Source organism: Rhizobacter sp. P2_G4, assembly GCF_056403575.1.
In genome coordinates this window covers 654,674-672,878 of the sequence record NZ_JBFUFG010000002.1, presented here as the reverse complement: position 1 = coordinate 672,878, position 18,205 = coordinate 654,674, and the positions used below count along the sequence as shown (strand labels likewise).

Genomic DNA, 18,205 nt, shown 5'->3' with positions numbered 1-18,205 from the left:
CCCTTGGTTTGGGTTGCAGCCCGCAAGGTTAACGGATGCGTCTTCGGGATAATGCCCCTCGTTCGAATGATGCGTCTGCCCACCTCCACTCTCCACCGCGCTCTGCTGGCTGTTGCCGGCGTGGCCGTGCTGTGCTCGGTTTGCGTGGCCATCACCATCGCCGTGTTGTACGAGCAGCTGCCCGACATCGGCCTGCTGACCGACTACAAGCCGCGGCAGCCCCTGCGCGTGTTCACGCGCGATGGCGTCGAGATCGGCGAATTCGGCAGCGAGCGCCGCTATTACCTGCCGATCTCCCACACGCCCAAGATGATTCAGGACGCGGTGCTCGCGATCGAAGACTCGGGCTTTCGCGATCACCCCGGCATCAGCATCAAGGGAACACTGCGCGCCGTGCTCGCCAACCTGTGGCGCGGCGCCCGCAGCCAAGGTGGCTCGACCATCACGCAGCAGGTGGCTCGCACCTTCTACCTGACGTCCCGCAAGTCCTACACACGCAAAGTGCGCGAAGCGCTGCTGGCACTCAAGATCGAGCGCCACCTGAGCAAGGATCAGATCCTCGAGCTCTACATGAACCAGATCTACCTGGGGCAGCGCGCGTATGGATTTGAAGCGGCCTCGCAGTCGTATTTCGGCAAGCCGCTGACTCAGCTGTCGGTGGCCGAGAGCGCGATGCTGGCCGGCCTGCCGCAGAACCCGCGCTACGCCAACCCGGTGATCGACCCCGAGCGCGCCCGCAAGCGCCAACTGCTGGTGCTCGAGCGCATGCGCGCCACGCAGGCCATCACCACGGCCCAGTTCGAGAAGGCCAAGGCCGAACCGCTGCACGTGCAGCGCCGCAACGAGAACACCGTGCACGCCGAGTACGTGGCTGAGATGGTTCGCCAGACGGTGCACGCGCAGTACGGCGAAGAAGCCTACAGCCGCGGCCTGAAGGTGCAGACCTCGCTGCGCGCGGCCGACCAGGTCGCCGCCTACCGCGCGCTGCGCAAGGGCGTGCTCGACTACGAGCGCCGCCAGCCCTACCGCGGCCCGGAAGACGAAGAAGACCTGCCCGACGGGCTTGCCGCCGACGACCCCGCCGTCGCGCAGCTGCTGGCCGACCACCCCGATGACGACGACTTGCGCGTTGCACTCGTCAGCGAAGCCAGCCCCCAGGCCGTGGTTGCCACGCTGGCCAATGGTGAGGTGCTGCGCATCACCGGCGAAGGCCTGCGGCCGGCGCAATCGGCCCTGTCGAAGCGGGCCAAGGCGGCGCTGCGCATCGACCGCGGCTCGGTGATTCGCGTGGTGCAAGACGGCAAGCGCTGGTCCATCAGCCAGTGGCCAGAAGTGCAAGGCGCGCTGGTGGCAATCGACCCGCGCGCCGGTCGCGTGCGGGCGCTGGTCGGTGGCTTCGACTTCGGCCGCAACCAGTTCAACCACGTGACGCAGGCCTGGCGCCAGCCGGGTTCCAGCTTCAAGCCGTTTCTGTACTCGGCCGCGCTCGAAAACGGCGTGATGCCGAACACGCTCATCAACGACGCGCCGCTGCCGCCCGATGCCAATGGCGCTCCGCCCGCGTGGGACCCGAAGAACTCCGACGACCAGTACGACGGAGCGCTGACGCTGCGCGAAGCGCTGGCCCGGTCAAAGAACCTGGTGACGATCCGCCTGGTACAGATGCTCGGGCCCGATACCGCGCGCCAGTGGGCCAGCCAGTTCGGCTTTGAGCCCGCCCGCCACCCGGCCGACCTCACCTTGGCGCTGGGCTCCGGCGCGACCACGCCGCTGCAGCTGGCCGGCGCGTACGCGGTATTGGCGAACGGCGGCTACCGCGTGCAGCCGGTCGTGATCGAACGCATCTCTGACGCGCAAGGCGCCACGCTCTTCGAAGCGCCGCCGCAGCAACAGACCGAAGCCGAACGCGTGGTGCCGGCACGCAACGTCTGGCTTACGGACAGCCTGCTGCAGGAGGTCACGCGCAGCGGCACGGCGGCGCGTGCCCAGGCGCAACTCAAGCGCCCCGACATCTACGGCAAGACGGGCACCACCAACGAAGCCGTCGACGCATGGTTCGCCGGCTTCCAGCCCAGCCTCGCCACCGTGGTGTGGATGGGTTACGACACCCCGCGCAGCCTGGGAGCGCGCGAATCAGGCGGCGGCCTCTCGCTGCCGATCTGGATCGACTACATGCGCCAGGCGCTGCAAGGCGTGCCGGTGCAGGAGCCCCAGGCGCCCGAGGGGATCGTGCAGGTCGACGGAGAGTGGCTGTACAGCGAATGGGCTGCTGGCGGCCAGCGCACCCGCATCGGCTTCGAAGACGAAGCTCCGGTTGCAGCGCCCGTGAGCACGGAGCCCGTCAAGCCTTAGGCGATTGCCTTGCGCTGGGCCCAGAGCTTCTGCGCCAGCGTCACCACCACCAGCGTCAGCGCACCCGCCACGACACCGGTGAGCGCATCCAGCAGCGTGGGCACCAAGGCGCCGAACAAGCCGCCCACGCGGTGGGCCATCTCTTCGATCGCGTGGTGCAGGGCCGGCACGCCATGCGTGAGGATGCCGCCGCCCACCAGGAACATGGCCGCCGTGCCGGCGATCGTCAGGCCCTTCATCAGGTAGGGCGCGGCCTTCAGGATCGCCTCGCCCACCGGCGCACGCCAACCGGGCTTGCGGCTGAGGTAGAGGCCCAGGTCGTCGAGCTTCACGATGCCGGCCACTACGCCGTAGACGCCGATCGTCATGATGACGGCGATGCCGGCAAGCACCACCAGCTGGGTCACGAACGGGCTGCTGCTGACCGTGCCCAGCGTGATCGCGATGATCTCGGCCGAGAGGATGAAATCGGTGCGCACGGCGCCCTTGATCTTGTCTTTCTCGAACGCCACGAGGTCAATGGACGGGTTGGCCAGCGCCTGGGTCAACTCGGCATGGTGGGCGCCATCTTCGTCGCGGCTGTGCATCAGCTTGTGCCCGAGCTTCTCGAAGCCTTCGAAGCAGAGGAACAGGCCCCCGATCATCAGCAGCGGCGTCACTGCCCAGGGCACGAAGGCGCTGATCGCCAGCGCCGCCGGCACCAGGATCGCCTTGTTCATCGCCGAACCCTTGGCCACCGCCCACACGACGGGCAGCTCGCGGTCGGCGCTCACACCGGAGACCTGCTGTGCGTTCAGCGCGAGGTCGTCACCCAGCACGCCGGTGGTTTTCTTGGCTGCGACCTTGGTGAGCAAGGCCACGTCGTCGAGCACGGTTGCGATGTCGTCGAGCAGGGCGAGCAGGCTGGTGGCCATGGCGTGCGGTGGGAAGGTTGCGAAACGGCCCGGCCGACGCAAGTTGCGCGCCTCGGGAGGCGGCATGGTATCCCGCGCCCTGCGGCGCCCGCTCAGGCTCTCAGGCCTTTTCGTCGAACAGCGTGCCGAGCATCTCTTTCTCGATCTGCACGCTGCGCAGGTTGGCCTTGAAGCTGTAGAGCGCCACCCGCTGCTGGACGATGTCGGTCGCCAGGTCGCTGCCGCTCGCTTCGGCCTGTGCCACGCTGGCAGACACGCCGCCGCCCGCCTGGGTTTCATGGATCACCTGCTGCCGCCGATAGACGGGCACCACCGCGTTGGCGATGTTGTTCGCCGACACGCTCGCGGTGAGCAAGGCGGCGTTCATTCCCGAATTGGCGATGGCGGTGATGGATTTCATGGTGCTTCGCCAAGCTATCGACCGAAAAGCGGGGCACTTGAGGCCTTTTTCAACCGAGTGCGAAAAATTCCGCCAGGTCGCAGTCCGGGTCGGGGCCGGCGCTTCACTCCCGCCGAGGAAGCAGCCGGCGGTTCACTCTTTGAACCCGGGCGTGTGCGTGTCTGCAGGAAAAAAGGTTTGCAAAAGGTTCCTGCATCGGCTTGGCATGCTGATTGTTGCAACGCGATACGGCCGAGCGAACCCTGCCGGAAAGCAAGCGCCCGCCCATCCTCCACCACCTGACTGAGGGATGACCGCGCGGAACCCGGCACGGAGCGTGCTCATCTCAGGCTTTGTGGCACCGGCGCCTCGTTGCCATTCGGCAATCCCGTTCTTTTGCTCTATAACTCAGCGAGGGCCGGTACGCCCCCTCTGAAGCCGATTTCTCGAGACACCTTCCCCACAATGCCCCCAGTTCAATCCACCGATTTCGGACCGTCCACACAGCAGCAGTTCGACACCGCATCGCGCGACGCATTGCCTTCCGGCACGCGCCTGGGGGGCTACCAGATCATCGACGTGGTGGGTCGTGGCCGCTACAGCATCGTCTACCTGGTGCTCGACTCGTCGTTGCAGCGTCAGATGGCGATCAAGGAGTACCTGCCGTTCGCGCTGGCCGAGCGCCGCGGTCACACAGACGTGGTGCTCAAGGCCGGAGCCGACACCGATGCGTATGCCAACGGCCTGGCGGACTTTCTCAGCGAAGGCAACCTGCTCACCCGCCTGGACCACCCGTCCATCGCGCGGGTTCACAGCTTCTGGGAAGAGAACAACACCGCCTACATGGTGATGCCCTACTACGCCGGGCAGACACTCGCCGCCACGCTGAAGGCCATGCCGCGCCCGCCCGACGAAGCGTGGCTGCGCGCCCTGCTCGCGCCGCTGCTGAGCGGGCTCAACGTGCTGCACAGCGTGCAGTGCTACCACCGCAACATCACGCCAGACAACATCTTCATCCTCGAAGACGGCCGCCCGGTGCTGCTCGACTTCAGCGCCTCCAACCGGGTGATCGGCGACAAGACCGTGTCGCTCACCTCGCGGCTGAACCCCGCCTACGCAGCCATCGAGCAATACCCGCAGTCGGCCACCTTGTCGCAGGGCCCGTGGACCGACCTGTACGCCCTGGCGGCGGTGCTGCATTTCGCCATCACGCGGCAGGTGCCTGCGCTGGCCACCGTGCGCTCCATCAACGATCCGCAGCGCCCGCTCGCCGAAACCATGCGCACGCTGCAGAAGCTGTTTCTCGGCCTGCACTACAGCGAAGCGTTCCTGGCTGGCATCGACAAGGCGCTGTCGGTCAAGCCGCGCGACCGGCCGCGCAATGCCGCCGATTTCATGCTCTCGCTCGACCGGCCGCCCAATGTCGTCGTCTCCCCGCTGCCCGACCCGCTGGGCACGCCCTCGGCGTTCATCCCGCGCGGCGACTCGGTGTTCCAGGCGTCGCAGATGCCTGGCGACTGGGTCATGCCCGAGCGGTCGGTCCAGGTTCCGCCCCGCCGGAGCCGTGCGCCGCTGTGGATTGCCGCCCTGTGCACCATCGCGCTCGCGGGCGTAGGCGGCTGGTGGTGGACGCAGCAGATGCATCCGCCGGCATCGCGCACGGCCACCGAGGCGCCACCCACCAACGCAGCGGCGGCCGCACCGGCCAGCCCGGTGCCTGCACCGGTGGACGCCCCGGCATCGGCAGTTGCCGACGCGATCGAGCCATCACCTGTCCCAGTTCCTGCCAGCGCCGTGGCGCTCCAGACGGAGGCTCCGTCGGCCGCTGCCAGCGAAACGGCTGCCGCGCCGGCTCCGGTTGCGCCAACTACCGCAGCGCCGGCCCCCACGCCGCCGGAAACCACACCCCCAGTGACCGAGGCCCCCGTGGCCGCCACTCCCGCACCCAAACCGGCCCCGGCGCCTGAGCCTGCTCCGCCGCGAAAAGTGGCGAAGGCCCCTGTCCCTGTGGTCCCGGCCGAGCCCGACAACCCCCGCGCCGTCTGCGGCCCGCGATCCAATTTTTCGCTGCTGTATTGCATGCAGACGCAGTGCAACCGACCCAAATTCGCACAGCACGCGCAATGCCTGGTCCTCAAGCGGCAAGGCGAAATCAACTGATCTCGCCCTGATGTGCACGGGCGCTCTTTACCCGTCTCACATCGCGGGATGCAAGCTCGCCGGCTTTACCTGACAGCAACGTAAACACGTCAACAACCCCCGGCGCGCGGCCGTTGACAGACTCAGGGCGCCATCTCTCGGCGCTCAGGAGTCAAGACGATGAACAAGTCCTCGAAACGCCGAATCCTTGCCGTGCTAGGTGTCGTGGTGGGTACGCAATTGTTGAGCGCCTGCGTGGTGCTGCCGGTGCCGGGCTACCGCCCCCGCGCCGTGGTGGTCACGCCAGGTTATGGCTACCCGCCACCCCCGCCACGTGAGTACCGCGAGCCCTACTGGAGGCGCTGAGCGCGCGTCCTGGGACGGCCACCCGGCCGCCCCGAGCGCATGACTCGCGTCGTGCGCCAGCTTGCATGAGATCTGGCCGCGCTCCGGAGGCCGCAGAATGGTGTGCACTTCCAGGCACACCATGACCTCGACCACAGCCCCTGTCGCGCTGCGCCAGATCGCCGACCTGCCCGGGCCGCGCGGCATTCCCATCCTGGGAAATTTGCTGCAGCTGCAGCTGAACCGCGTTCACCTCGGCGTGGAGCAATGGGGCCGCGAATACGGGCCCTTGTTCCGCTTCCGGCTGGGCAAGCAAGACGTGTTCGGCATCACCGACCATGAGCTGATTGCAAGCGTGTTGAAAGACCGGCCCGACGGGTTCCGGCGCACCGTGCGCTCGTCTGAAATCGGCCAGGAAATGGGCTTCACGCCGGGGCTCTTCAGCTCCGAAGGCCAAGCCTGGCGAGACCAGCGCCGCATGGTGATGGCGAGCTTTGCGCCGGGCCATGTTCGCTCGTACTTCCCTTCGCTGCTGAAGGTGTCGCAGCGCCTGCGCAAGCGCTGGCTGCAGGCCGCGCGCCGCGGCAGCACCATCGCGCTGCAGGCCGACCTGATGCGCTACACGGTGGACGGTGTGGCCGGCCTCGCGTTCGGCACCGACATGAACACGCTCGAGTCCGACGAAGAGGTGATCCAGCAGCACCTGGACAAGATCTTCCCGGCGATGTTCCGGCGCATCTTCTCGCCTTTCCCCTACTGGCGCTACCTGCGCCTGCCGGCAGACCGCGCGCTAGACCGCAGCGTGGTCGCGATCAAGCAAGCCATCGAAGGCTTCATCACCAACACGCGGCAGCGCATGCACGCCAACCCGGCGCTGCGCGAACACCCGACCAACCTGCTCGAAGGCATGATCGCCGCGGCCGATCTCGGCGACAGCGGCGTGACCGACGCGCAGGTCGCCGGCAACGTGCTCACCATGCTGCTGGCTGGCGAAGACACCACCGCCAACACGCTCGCGTGGATGGTTTACCTCCTGCAGCGCAACCCAAAGGCGCTGCAGCGCGCAACCGACGAAGTGCTGCGCATCGCCCCCGATCCGGCCGCCTTCACGCCGGAGCAGATGGCCTCGCTCGACTACCTGGAGGCCTGCGCCTCCGAGACCATGCGGCTCAAGCCGGTCGGCCCCTTCCTGCCGCTCGAGGCCTTGCGTGACACCACGCTGGCCGACGTGCACGTGCCGGCCAAGAGCCTCGTGTGGTGCGTGATGCGGCACGACAGCATTGCCGATGCGTACTTTCCCAACGCGGCTGCGTTCGAGCCCGAGCGCTGGCTCGAGCCCGCTGATGCCTCGCAACACGCTGGCTCGCCCAAGCGCGTGGCCATGCCCTTCGGCGCCGGCCCGCGCGTGTGCCCTGGTCGCTACCTTGCGCTGCTCGAAATCAAGATGGCGATGGCCATGCTGCTGGGCAGCTTCGAGATCGAGAGCGTGCTTACCGCCGATGGCAACGAGCCGCGTGAGCACATGGCGTTTTCGATGGGTCCGGTGGGCCTGAACCTGCGCCTGAGGGAACGCGCCGCCTGAGCCTGGCGCGCCGGGGTTTGTTGGATAGCATGCCGGGCATGCGATTCCTCCTTCTCCCCTTGCTGGCGCTCTGCGCGGTGCCCGTCCACGCCATCCAGGTGTGCGAGCTCGACGGCCAATTCATCAATCCAGCAAACGGCAACATGACCGCCGGCAAGACCGGCCTGATGCGTTGCCGCGAAGGCGCCGACGGGCCGGTGGTGCGCGAACAGGAGCTGAAGAACGGCGTCTTCATGGGCATCGTGCGCTACTACCAGGGCGGCGTGCTAAAGAGCGAACACAGCGTCAACGAACGCGGGAACCGCGACGGCATCGCCCGCGAGTTCACCGGCAAGCAGTTGACGAGCGAACAAACCTACCGCAACGGCAGCACGGTGGGCTTGTCGCGCCGCTGGCACGAGAACGGCGAACCCCAGCGGCTGACCTTCTACGGCGAAGACGGCCGAGAGCAGGCGGTGGCCGAGTTCACACGGCAAGGCAAGCTCGCCAACTTGCGCTGCGCCGCACAGCCACAGCTCGCGCCGGACGCCAACGACGGCACCTGGTGCGGCCACCGCGGCGGCACGAGCAAGGTCACGCTGTACGCAGAGAACGGCAGCACGCGCGGCACGCTCGCGTTCGAGCGCGGCGAGCTGCGGCAAAGCGAAACCCTGTGGAGCAATGGCAAGCCGCGAGAGCAAGTCGACAGCGACGCCCGCAGCGGCACGGAACGCACGTTCTCCGAGAGCGGCGTGAAACGCAGCGAGCGCCAGTGGGTCAACGTCGTCACCGACGGCCGCACCCGCCGTATCACCACGCTGGACCGCGAATACCACGAGAGCGGCACCCTCGTGCGCGAACGGCAGTGGGCGGTCAACGAGCGCGACAGCGAGCTGCGACTCGAGCAACGCTGGTACTTCAACGGGCAGCTGAAGGAGAAGCAGGAGTACGCCAACGCCGACGGCCAGCCCACGCGCCGCGAGACCTACTTCCACGACAACGGGCGCGTCTCATCCGAGGGCCTGTGGCTCGTCTCGGGCCGCTACAACAGCCAAGCCAGCGGCGTGCACAAGAGCTACGACAGCGACGGCCGCTTGCGCCTGGAGCGCTACCACGACGCCAAGGGACGCGTCACACGCGAGCGCGAACTCGACGAGGCAGGCCAGGTCAAGCGCGACGACGAATTGTTCGAAGACGGTTCGCGCAAGGCCTTTCAGGCGCGTTGATGGCACCCGGATTCGTGCTGCTGTTCATCGACGACACCCTGCTCGTCGTGAACAAGCCGGCCGGAATGCTGTCAGTCCCAGGCCGCGGCGCCGATCTGCAGGACTGCATGGCGACGCGCGTGCAGGCCGAAATTCCCGACGCGCTTGTCGTGCATCGGCTCGACATGGCGACCTCGGGTTTGCTGCTGTTCGCCCGCGGCAAGGCGGCGCAACGGCGGCTCAGCGACGCGTTTGCTCAGCGCGAGGTGGAGAAGCGGTATGTGGCGGTGGTGGCGGGGTCGGTTGCCGACGATGCCGGTGTGATCGAGTTGCCTCTCATCACCGATTGGCCGAATCGGCCGTTGCAGAAGGTGGACTTCGACGAGGGCAAGCCGTCGGTGACGCGGTATCGGGTGATTCAGCGTGTGGGTGGTGATTCGCGCGTGGAGCTGGAGCCGTTGACGGGGAGATCGCATCAGCTGCGGGTGCACATGTTGGCGATTGGGCATCCGATCCTGGGAGATGCGTTGTATGCGCCTCCGGCGGTGTTGGCGCGGTCTGCTCGCTTGTTGTTGCATGCGCGGGTTTTGTCGTTTGTGCATCCCGTCGCTGGGACGGTTCTTCGGTTTGAGAGCGAAGTGCCGTTCTAGTTTTGTCACCTTCTTAGCTTGTGCACGCTGACGCGTTGTGTATTTCTTCTGCCTACCGGCGGGTGCGCCGGGTGGTCGCCCCGGCAGGCGAGTAACTTTCATTTGTCGCGCCAAATGAAAGTCACCAAAGCAAAGGCGCCGAACACCAGCCGACTTGTCACAGCTGCGTGGCTACAGGACGCGACTTGTCACCACTGTGCTGGCTCTCCGCACGGCACACCTGTTCAACGTACCCCACCCCTCGGCTCGCTTCGCATCGCCACGAAGGACGATGCGCAGCGWGCTGGGACAGGGAATGTTTGCGCAGCAAACGACCGTATTGCTCTTCGGGCCCCGTGGGGGGCGTCGAGGAGCGCAGGGGTTTGGGGCCGCGTGCGCAGCACGCTTCGTCAACTGACTTCGCGCGGCTGTCTGAGCGCAGCGGCCGCAGGCCGCGTAGCGAGTTCGGCGCGAGGCCCCATACACCGAGCACCGCAGAGCAGTCCGGCCCTAGCCGGACCGCCCCCGTCGGGGTCGCCTTTCTTTGCCTTCTTTCTTTGGCGAAGCAAAGAAAGAAGGTCGCCCGCCGGGGCGACATCCCGGCAACGGCCTCATGCAGTGAACGGAAGCATCACGCGAACAGCGGCACGGGGCTTCGATCCCTCAGCCTGAGCGGGCCGTGACCTTCCCCTACCATCAATCCCCGCGCACCACAAAAACGGCCCCCACCATGCTCACCAAACTCTTGCGCCGAGCTGAACCACTGGCACTCAGCGCAACCCTCGCACTGCTGAGCGCCTGCAGCACCACACAAACACCAGACCGCGCTACCCTCCAGCGCCAGGTCACCGACACCGAAACTGCCTTCGCCAAAACCATGGCCGACCGCGACCATGCGGCCTTCACGCGCTTCCTCGCGGATGACACCATCTTCTTCTCCAGCACGAAGACCCTGCGCGGAAAAGCCACCGTCGCTGAGGCCTGGAAAGGCTTCTACGACAAGCCGCAGGCCCCCTTCTCCTGGAAGCCCGAGAAGGTCGAGGTGATCGACGATGGCAGCCTCGCCCTGAGCAGCGGCCCGGTGTTCGACGAGAACGGCAAACCCGTCGCGAGCTTCACCTCGATCTGGCGCCGCGAAGCGCCGGGTGTGTGGCGCATCATCTTCGACAAGGGCTGCAATTGCCCCTGAACGACACTGCTCCGGCGGCGCCCGTGCGCGTCGCCCACCTTTTCGGCCTGCGGGCCTTCATGCGTTTCTGGTACGCCCGCCTGGCGGCCACCACCGGCAACCAGATGCTGATGGTGGCCGTGGGCTGGCAGATGTATGAGCTCACGGGCAGCGCCTGGGACCTGGGTCTCGTCGGCCTGCTGCAGTTTCTGCCTGCGCTGCTACTCACGCTGGTGGCTGGCCACGTGGCGGACCGCTACGACCGCACCCGCATCCTTGCGTTGGTGATGGTCTCGCAGGCCGCCATCGCATTGCTGCTGATGGTGGCCACGCACGGCCACTGGGCGAGCCGTGGCTTGCTGCTGGCGCTGTCGCTCGCGCTGGGTGGCGCCAAGGCCTTCCAGATGCCGGCGCAGCAGGCGCTGGTGCCCTCGCTGGTGCCGGCGGCCATGCTGCCGCGCGCACTGGCCTTCAGTTCGATGGGCATGCAGTCCGCCATCATCGGCGGGCCGGCGCTGGGTGGCTTCATCTATGTGGCAGGTGCGAATGTCGTCTATGCGGTGTGCACTGCCTGCTTCGTGACGGCGGGCGGGCTCTTCATGCGCATCGGCCATCCTCACGTGCCGCCGCCCAAGGAGCCAGTGACGATCGACACGGTCTTGGCCGGCGTCCGGTTCATCTGGCAGCGACCGGTTGTGCTGGGTGCCATCTCGCTCGACCTGTTCGCAGTGCTGCTGGGTGGTGCCACGGCGCTGCTGCCGATGTACGCGAAAGACGTGCTGCATGTGGGCCCCTGGGGCCTGGGCTTGCTGCGCGGCGCGCCAGCCATCGGGGCGCTGTGCATGTCGGCGGCGCTCACGCGCTGGGCCATCACGCGCCGCGTGGGCAAGGTGATGTTCGCGGCGGTGGCCGTCTATGGCGTGGCCACGCTGGTGTTCGCGGTGTCGACGGTGTTCCTGCTCTCGCTCGCCGCGCTGTGCGTGAGCGGCATGGCCGACATGGTGAGCGTGGTGATCCGCCAGTCGCTGGTGCAACTTGAGACTCCCGACGCCATGCGCGGCCGGGTGTCGGCGGTCAATTCGATCTTCATCGGAGCGTCCAACCAGCTGGGCGAATTCGAGTCGGGCGCGACGGCCGCGATGCTCGGGCCGGTGGGCTCGGTGTTGTTGGGGGGCATCGGCACCTTGGCAGTGGCCGCGTTGTGGATGAAACTCTTCCCCGCGCTGGCACAGCGTGAACGCCTGACAGAGCCGCAATGAGGGAGCGGCAGCGGGTTTCCACGAGCGCAGGTGTCACACCCAGCGAAGATACTTCGCGCCCATCTGCCGACCCATAAACCATAAAAAAGCACCATGACCGCATCGAAGACGAACCGCCCTGACTTTCTCTATCCGGGCGGCTCGCCGCTGATGCATCCGCCGCTTCAGCTCAAAGACTCCGAGATGTACGGCTTCTTCGTGCGGGGCGACCTCACGAAGCTGCAAGCCACCGTCGACGCTGCGCTCACCGCCTGCGCAGGCGGCGAGATGCGATTCCAGGTGTTCTCGCCGTTCGTGATGCTCACCTTCACCAAGGTGCAGCGTGCCTACTCCACCTGGCCGAGCGACCAGGCCAAGGGCTGGGGCGAAGAGACCGACATCATCACCTGGGTGATGGTGGGCCAGATCAAGAAGGGCGAGACCGGCATCAGCCGCGTGTTCTTCTACCCTTGCCACATCTGGGTAGACGACGGCATGGCCATGATCAACGGCCGCGAGCTCTTCGGCTACCCCAAGTACCTGTGCGACTACAGCATGCCAGCCTCGGGCGAGCCCGCGCGCTACTTCTCGCTGGCAGCGCGCGGCTTCCAGCCCTTCTCGCCCGACTCGCCACTCACGCAGCACCCGCTGATCGAGGTGGCCGCCACCACCAACCGCGATGGCGCGAAGGCACTGGGCGGCTTCATCGAGCTGATCGAAGAAGCCATCGAGCTCATCGCCGCCAACCTGCCGGCCACGCTCGAGCTTGACAAGGAAGGCTGGGAACAGATCGCGCAGATGCTGCGCAGCCCCGGTTGCGAGCAGATCTTTCTGAAGCAGTTTCCCGACGCCTCGGGAATCAAGGCGGTGTACCAGGCCATCGTGGCCGCGCCCGCCAAGGTCACCGCGGTACACGGCGTAGAGGTGCTCGGCGACGACTACGAGCTCACGCTGCACCCCTTCGCCAGCTTTCCGCTCAACGAGACGCTGGGCCTGCCGTTCGGGCCGCAGCAGGCCATCCTGCCGTTTCACCTGAGCTTCGACTTCGAGGTGACGCCGGGCGAAGAGATCTACGACAACTCGCAGATCGCGCCGGAGAAGATTGCCATCCTCGGCGGCGGCGTTGCTGCAATGACGGCAGCGTTCTACCTCACCGACCAGCCGGGCTGGCAGAACCAGTACGACATCACCGTCTACCAGATGGGCTGGCGCCTCGGCGGCAAGGGCGCAAGCGGGCGGAACGCAGCGCTGGGCCAGCGCATCGAGGAGCACGGCCTGCACATCTGGTTCGGCTTCTATCAAAACGCGTTCAAGACCATCCAGCGCGCCTACGAGCTGATGGGCCGCCCACCTGGCGCGCCGCTGGCCACCTGGAAAGACGCCTTCAAGCCACAACATTCCTTCGCACTGAGCGAGCTGATCGACGGCACCTGGCGCCAGTGGGTGATCGACACGCCGGTCATGCCGGGCGAGCCCGGCAACGGCGACGAAGACATCGGCCTGTGGGACATCGCACTGACGATGTACGAGTGGATCAAGATGTGGCTGCGCGACCTGGACAACAAGCACGGCGTGGCCTCGATGACCTCGACCACCACGGTGACGACCACCTCGGTGTCGATCACCGAGATCGACATCGGCGACTGGCTGCACACGCTGGCCGCGCACGTGGAACGCACGGTCGAAACCATCGTCTCCGACGTGCACAGCGTGTTCGACGCGGCCCTGACCTTCGCGCAGAGCCTGCCCGACCTGGGCGATCACGACGAAGGCCAGCACGCGCTGCAGGCCGCTGCGCTGAAGAGCGTGCGCAGCGCGCTGCAAAGCCGATTCGGCGAGCGCGCCGAGGCGAGCGACGTGGTTGATGACCTTCGCCGGCTCTATATCTGCATCGACCTGGCCATCACCTCGCTGATCGGCATGTTCGAAGACGGCGTGTTCGTGGAGGGTTTCGACGTCATCAACGACGAAGACCTCTACGCCTGGCTCACGCGCCATGGCGCCAACCCGAAGATCAGCGTCCACTCGGCGCCCATCCGTGGCCTCTACGACCTGGTGTTCGCCTACGAAGACGGCAACTTCGAGAAGCCCAACATCGAAGCCGGCACCATGCTGCGCGGCATTTTCCGCATGTCTTGCGGCTACCAGGGCGGCATCATGTGGAAGATGCAGGCCGGCATGGGCGACACCGTGTTCACGCCCTTCTACGAAGTGTTGAAGAAGCGCGGCGTGAAGTTCGAGTTCTTCCACAAGGTCGAGGAGCTGGTGCCCGAGGCCGGCAGCGACACCGTGGCGCAGATCCGCCTCACGCGGCAAGTCGACCTGGCCGGTGACGGCTACGACCCGCTCGTCACGGTGAAAAGCCTGGGCTGCTGGCCCAACCAGCCGCTCTACGACCAGCTCGACCCGGCTCAGGCCCGCTTGTTGCAAGAATGCGGTGTGAACCTCGAATCGAACTGGAGCGATTGGCCCGAGCGCTACCAGAAGGCGTTCGGCCAGCCCCTGCCCTGCGTCACGCTGAAACGCGGCGTCGATTTCGACAAGGTGATCTTCGGCATCTCGGCCGACAGCGTGGCGCAGCTCTGCCCGCAACTGGTGGCACGCAGCCCGGCGCTGCAGGCCTCGGTGAAGTACGTGAAGACGGCCGCCACGCAGTCCTACCAGGTGTGGCTCGACAAGACCGTGAAGCAGCTCGGCTGGACGGACTTTGGCCGTGGCAACGAAGAACCCGTGCTCACCAGCTTCAGCGAGCCCTTCGATACCTGGGGCCCGATGGACCAGACCCTGGTGCGAGAAAGCTGGCCGGTCCAGTTCGAACCGAAGAACGTCTCGTACTTCTGCAGCGCCTTGCCGATCACCGACTACCCGCCATTCAGCGATCACGGCTTCCCGGCCCGCATGGCCGAGCAGGTGAAGCAGTCAGCCATCGGCCAGCTCAAGCACCACATCCATGCCCTGTGGCCGGCCGTGTGCACCGCGCACAGCTTCGACTGGGCGAGCCTGATCGATACCACCGGCGCGCGAGGCGAGAAGCGCTTCGACAGCCAGTATTGGCGCGCCAACGTCGACCCTTCCGAGCGCTACGTGCTCTCGGTGGTCGACAGCACGAAGCACCGACTGCACACTCACTCCACCGGCTTTAGCAACCTGTACGTCACCGGCGACTGGATCAGGACCGGCGTCAACGCCGGCTGCGTCGAGGCAGCAGTGATGGCCGGCATGCAGACGTCCCAGGCCATTTGCGGCCACCCGCAAGTGATTGCGGGTGACAAGGATGTGTAAGGCCCTGCCCTTGCGGCTGCTGCTGTGGCTGCGTGCGCTCGTGTTCGCCAGCGGGCTGCTGTGCACGGGGGCCTGGGCGGGCGGAGAGCCGGCCATCGTGCTGAGCGGCGACGCCGAAGTGGAGATCGCTTCGCGCGGCCAGCTCTACGTCGCGCAAGACGACGGGCCACCCGCCACGCAGTCCGGCTTGAACGCATGGCTGGCCAAGCAGAGGCCGATCGAGCGCGTGAGCCTCTTCGGCGGCAGCTACTGGTTTCATGCGACCTTGCAGAACGACACCGGGCAAACGCACTGGGTCGTCGACCCCACCGGCACGCTGATGGAGCGCATCGACGTACGCGTCTACGCACCCGGGCAGCCGGTGCAGTCGTTCGTCACCGGCTACAACGCGACGAGCACCTACATGCTGCACTACGGCGGTAATGTAGAGCTGCCTGTGGGCGCGCAGGCGCACGTGCTGCTGCGCATCGAGAGCAGCTATTTCGCGCGCTACCCGAGCGTCTACGTGTCTACGCAAGCCGCCTACCGCAAGACGGTGATCTCTGAAAACGTGATGACGCTGTGCGCGCTGGGCGCCATGCTCACGCTCGCGCTCTACAACCTCTTCGTCTACTTCGGCGTGCGCGACCGCGCGTTGCTGTACTACGCGCTCTACCTGCTGACGGCCACCGCCTCATGGGGCATGACGCTGCACGTCGCCTCCGACTGGCTGGGCTGGCGCGGCTTGAGCTGGCACTACGTGGCGTTCTACCTTGGTGCGGTGTTCAACACCATGTTCTTCCTCGAGTTCCTGCGCCTCTCCGAGCACGCCCCACGGCTGGCCTGGGTGGCGCGCGGCAACATGTTCGTGACGATCGCGCTGATGCCGGTGTGCTTCATCTCCGTGGCCTACGCGCACCTGCTGGCCACGGCAGTGATCTCGGTCACGCTGACGCTCGCGCTGGTGTCGGGAATGATCCGGCTTGGCCAGGGCTACTTGCCGGCGCGCTACTTCCTGGCGGCCTTTTTTGCGCTGTTGCTGCCGGCCATCCTCATTTTGCCGGCCAACTTCGGCCTGGTGCCGAGCGTGATGCGCAACATCGAGCTGTTCACGCTGCTCGGTGCCACCACGGACGGCGTGCTGCTGGCCTTTGCGCTGGCCGACAAGATCCGCCTGCTCGGCCGCGAGAAAGACGAATACCTGAATCGGCTCAACCACGCGCTGAGCCAGGCCAGCACCGATTCGCTCACTGGCATTGCCAACCGCCATGCCTTCGACCGCGCCATCAGCGTGATGACGACCACCGGCGCCGACACGCAGACGCCCGAGCGCACGATGCTCGTGATGATCGACCTCGACGGCCTCAAGCGCATCAACGACGATCGCGGCCATGCACATGGCGATGCCCTGCTGCGCGCATTTGCCCAGCACCTGAGCGAGCTCCAGGCGGACGGCATGAGCGTGTACCGGCTCGGTGGCGACGAGTTCGCCGTGCTCGGCGAGCGCTCGCACGAAGAGGCCACCCGCAAGGCCATCGACGTGATCGAGCGCAAGCTGCACGAATCCGGCTTCACCGACAGCGGCATCAGCTACGGCATCGCCTTCGGCTCGGAGATCAATTCAGGGGCGCAATTGCTGATGCATGCCGACGCGCGCATGTACCTCCACAAAACGACAAAGAAGGCCCCTGCCGCCGCCTCGTCGACCGTGCCAAAGAGCGGCTGAGGCTGCGTCACACTTCGCCGCGCTTCATCTTCAGGCGCATCTGGCCTTCGCGGCCCCGCGCCTTCCACTGCGACAGTTGCTGCTGCCGCTCGATTGCCGAGAGTGTGTCGCGGCGCACCTCGCGCAGCAGCTTCTGGTAGTTGCGCAGCCGATCCGGTGGCACGCCATCGCGCACCGCGCAGCCGGGCTCGTCGCCATGCCGGCAATCGCGGAAGCGGCATTGCAAGGCCAGCGAGGCGATGTCTTCGAAGCTCGCGGCGAGCGAGGTTTCGTCGGCATCGGGCCGCAAGGTGCGCAGGCCCGGCGTGTCGATCACGCAGGCGCCGCCTGGCAGCCGGTGCAGCGAGCGCGAGGTCGTGGTGTGCTTGCCGCGGCTGTCGTGTTCGCGCACCGCGCCGGTGTCTTGCAGCGCCGCGCCGGCCAGCGCGTTGGTGAGCGTCGATTTGCCGGCACCTGACGAACCCAGCAGCACAACCGTCTGCCCGGGTGCCAGGTAGGCGTCGAGCACCCGTGTGGTCTCGGGCGCCATGCCGTTCACCGCCACCACGTCGATCTGCGCCGAAATGCGTGAGCGCAGTTCGGCCGTGGCCCGGTCGACGGCATCGCGCGCCACCGTGTCGGCCTTGGTCAGCACCACCACCGGCGTCACGCCTTGGCCTTGCACCAGCGTCAGGAAGCGCTCCAGCCGGCGCGGGTTGAAGTCGTCGTCCAGCCCCATCACGAGCAAGGCCGTGTCGACATTGCTGACGACCGGATGGCGCCGGCCATCGGCATCACGCCGCGCGATGTGCGAGAGCGGCGCAATGCGCTCGTGAATCCACGCCTGGCCATGGGCGTCGTGCACGAGCACGACCCAGTCGCCCACGGCGACGGCGGTGTCCTGTTCGGAGAGCGTGCGTGCTAGCCGTGGCAGCACACGCACGCTGCGTTCGTGCAGGCCGTCGTGCACCTGCAGCGTCTCGCGGTGCACTTCGATCACGCGCACCAGGCTGCCTGGCGACGCGTCACCATCTTCGTCCGAATCGGTTTCGGGAACGGGTTGAGAACAGATGGCGACCAGGGCCATCGCGGGGGTCAAACCAACCGAGCGCAAACGCTCGACATCCATTTCGATCATGGTGAGATCTGTCTTCCATCGTCGGAATGCACGGCGCGAGGCCATGCGAATGCCAGCACGCCAAAGGCGCGGGCCACGAGTGAGGGAGGCAGGTCAACCGCAGCGCAGAACGCGCCACAGCGGAAAGTCAGATCTCAGGGAGAAGGAATCTCGGTCAGAGACTCGATCAGA

General features: G+C 66.5%; 13 protein-coding genes. 10 read left to right on the top strand and 3 right to left on the bottom strand.

What is annotated here, in order from left to right:
- Nucleotides 1-66 precede the first annotated feature (66 nt).
- Nucleotides 67-2,352: a penicillin-binding protein 1A gene (locus AC1DYS_RS09570; RefSeq protein ID WP_477898359.1), complete on the top strand. Its 2,286-nt coding sequence runs from the start codon at nt 67-69 to the stop codon at nt 2,350-2,352.
- On the opposite strand, the gene AC1DYS_RS09565 is transcribed toward AC1DYS_RS09570, so the two are convergent.
- Together AC1DYS_RS09565 and AC1DYS_RS09560 are read right to left on the bottom strand one after the other, a co-directional pair.
- Nucleotides 2,349-3,266, bottom strand: coding sequence for a DUF808 domain-containing protein (locus AC1DYS_RS09565; protein ID WP_477898357.1), 918 nt, complete (start codon nt 3,264-3,266; stop codon nt 2,349-2,351). The genes AC1DYS_RS09570 and AC1DYS_RS09565 overlap by 4 nt on opposite strands.
- 100 nt (nt 3,267-3,366) lie before the next feature.
- Nucleotides 3,367-3,666, bottom strand: coding sequence for a flagellar basal body rod protein FlgC (locus AC1DYS_RS09560; RefSeq protein WP_477898355.1), 300 nt, complete (start codon nt 3,664-3,666; stop codon nt 3,367-3,369).
- A gap of 444 nt (nt 3,667-4,110) precedes the next feature.
- On the opposite strand from AC1DYS_RS09560, the gene AC1DYS_RS09555 reads away from it, so the two are divergent.
- The 9 genes from AC1DYS_RS09555 (at nt 4,111) to AC1DYS_RS09515 (ending at nt 16,917) form a co-directional block, all read left to right on the top strand.
- On the top strand, nt 4,111-5,805 hold the full coding sequence (locus AC1DYS_RS09555) for a serine/threonine protein kinase (protein ID WP_477898353.1): 1,695 nt from the start codon (nt 4,111-4,113) through the stop codon (nt 5,803-5,805).
- A 159-nt stretch (nt 5,806-5,964) separates the two neighbouring features.
- Nucleotides 5,965-6,150, top strand: coding sequence for a hypothetical protein (locus AC1DYS_RS09550; protein WP_047485090.1), 186 nt, complete (start codon nt 5,965-5,967; stop codon nt 6,148-6,150).
- Between the two features lie 121 nt (nt 6,151-6,271).
- The gene (locus AC1DYS_RS09545) at nt 6,272-7,711 is read left to right on the top strand and encodes a cytochrome P450 (protein WP_477898351.1); all 1,440 of its coding nucleotides are present in this window, start codon (nt 6,272-6,274) and stop codon (nt 7,709-7,711) included.
- A gap of 38 nt (nt 7,712-7,749) precedes the next feature.
- Nucleotides 7,750-8,916: a toxin-antitoxin system YwqK family antitoxin gene (locus tag AC1DYS_RS09540; RefSeq protein ID WP_477898349.1), complete on the top strand. Its 1,167-nt coding sequence runs from the start codon at nt 7,750-7,752 to the stop codon at nt 8,914-8,916.
- The gene (locus AC1DYS_RS09535) at nt 8,916-9,545 is read left to right on the top strand and encodes a pseudouridine synthase (protein WP_477898347.1); all 630 of its coding nucleotides are present in this window, start codon (nt 8,916-8,918) and stop codon (nt 9,543-9,545) included. The genes AC1DYS_RS09540 and AC1DYS_RS09535 overlap by 1 nt, the downstream gene beginning before the upstream one ends.
- Before the next feature lie 709 nt (nt 9,546-10,254).
- Nucleotides 10,255-10,713 carry a YybH family protein gene (locus AC1DYS_RS09530; protein WP_477898345.1) on the top strand — a complete coding sequence of 153 codons (459 nt, stop codon included), beginning with the start codon at nt 10,255-10,257 and terminating at the stop codon, nt 10,711-10,713.
- A gap of 59 nt (nt 10,714-10,772) precedes the next feature.
- The gene (locus AC1DYS_RS09525; protein ID WP_477899604.1) at nt 10,773-11,951 is read left to right on the top strand and encodes an MFS transporter; all 1,179 of its coding nucleotides are present in this window, start codon (nt 10,773-10,775) and stop codon (nt 11,949-11,951) included.
- A gap of 93 nt (nt 11,952-12,044) precedes the next feature.
- Nucleotides 12,045-15,212: an acetoacetate decarboxylase family protein gene (locus AC1DYS_RS09520; protein ID WP_477898343.1), complete on the top strand. Its 3,168-nt coding sequence runs from the start codon at nt 12,045-12,047 to the stop codon at nt 15,210-15,212.
- The gene (locus tag AC1DYS_RS09515; RefSeq protein ID WP_477898341.1) at nt 15,205-16,917 is read left to right on the top strand and encodes a diguanylate cyclase domain-containing protein; all 1,713 of its coding nucleotides are present in this window, start codon (nt 15,205-15,207) and stop codon (nt 16,915-16,917) included. Before AC1DYS_RS09520 ends, AC1DYS_RS09515 begins: the two co-directional genes overlap by 8 nt.
- 7 nt (nt 16,918-16,924) lie before the next feature.
- Here AC1DYS_RS09515 and rsgA read toward each other — a convergent pair whose 3' ends face one another.
- Nucleotides 16,925-18,034 carry a ribosome small subunit-dependent GTPase A gene (gene rsgA, locus AC1DYS_RS09510; protein WP_477898339.1) on the bottom strand — a complete coding sequence of 370 codons (1,110 nt, stop codon included), beginning with the start codon at nt 18,032-18,034 and terminating at the stop codon, nt 16,925-16,927.
- Between the last annotated feature and the right edge of the window lie 171 nt (nt 18,035-18,205).

What these genes read in the sequence shown, in the direction of transcription:
- AC1DYS_RS09515 (WP_477898341.1), top strand. Translation starts at nt 15,205, where the DNA reads ATGTGTAAGGCCCTGCCCTTGCGGCTGCTGCTGTGGCTGCGTGCGCTC.
- AC1DYS_RS09520 (WP_477898343.1), top strand. Translation starts at nt 12,045, where the DNA reads ATGACCGCATCGAAGACGAACCGCCCTGACTTTCTCTATCCGGGCGGC.
- AC1DYS_RS09530 (WP_477898345.1), top strand. Translation starts at nt 10,255, where the DNA reads ATGCTCACCAAACTCTTGCGCCGAGCTGAACCACTGGCACTCAGCGCA.
- AC1DYS_RS09550 (WP_047485090.1), top strand. Translation starts at nt 5,965, where the DNA reads ATGAACAAGTCCTCGAAACGCCGAATCCTTGCCGTGCTAGGTGTCGTG.
- AC1DYS_RS09545 (WP_477898351.1), top strand. Translation starts at nt 6,272, where the DNA reads ATGACCTCGACCACAGCCCCTGTCGCGCTGCGCCAGATCGCCGACCTG.
- AC1DYS_RS09540 (WP_477898349.1), top strand. Translation starts at nt 7,750, where the DNA reads ATGCGATTCCTCCTTCTCCCCTTGCTGGCGCTCTGCGCGGTGCCCGTC.
- AC1DYS_RS09555 (WP_477898353.1), top strand. Translation starts at nt 4,111, where the DNA reads ATGCCCCCAGTTCAATCCACCGATTTCGGACCGTCCACACAGCAGCAG.
- AC1DYS_RS09525 (WP_477899604.1), top strand. Translation starts at nt 10,773, where the DNA reads ATGCGTTTCTGGTACGCCCGCCTGGCGGCCACCACCGGCAACCAGATG.
- AC1DYS_RS09560 (WP_477898355.1), bottom strand. Translation starts at nt 3,666, where the DNA reads ATGAAATCCATCACCGCCATCGCCAATTCGGGAATGAACGCCGCCTTG.
- AC1DYS_RS09570 (WP_477898359.1), top strand. Translation starts at nt 67, where the DNA reads ATGATGCGTCTGCCCACCTCCACTCTCCACCGCGCTCTGCTGGCTGTT.
- rsgA (WP_477898339.1), bottom strand. Translation starts at nt 18,034, where the DNA reads ATGATCGAAATGGATGTCGAGCGTTTGCGCTCGGTTGGTTTGACCCCC.
- AC1DYS_RS09565 (WP_477898357.1), bottom strand. Translation starts at nt 3,266, where the DNA reads ATGGCCACCAGCCTGCTCGCCCTGCTCGACGACATCGCAACCGTGCTC.
- AC1DYS_RS09535 (WP_477898347.1), top strand. Translation starts at nt 8,916, where the DNA reads ATGGCACCCGGATTCGTGCTGCTGTTCATCGACGACACCCTGCTCGTC.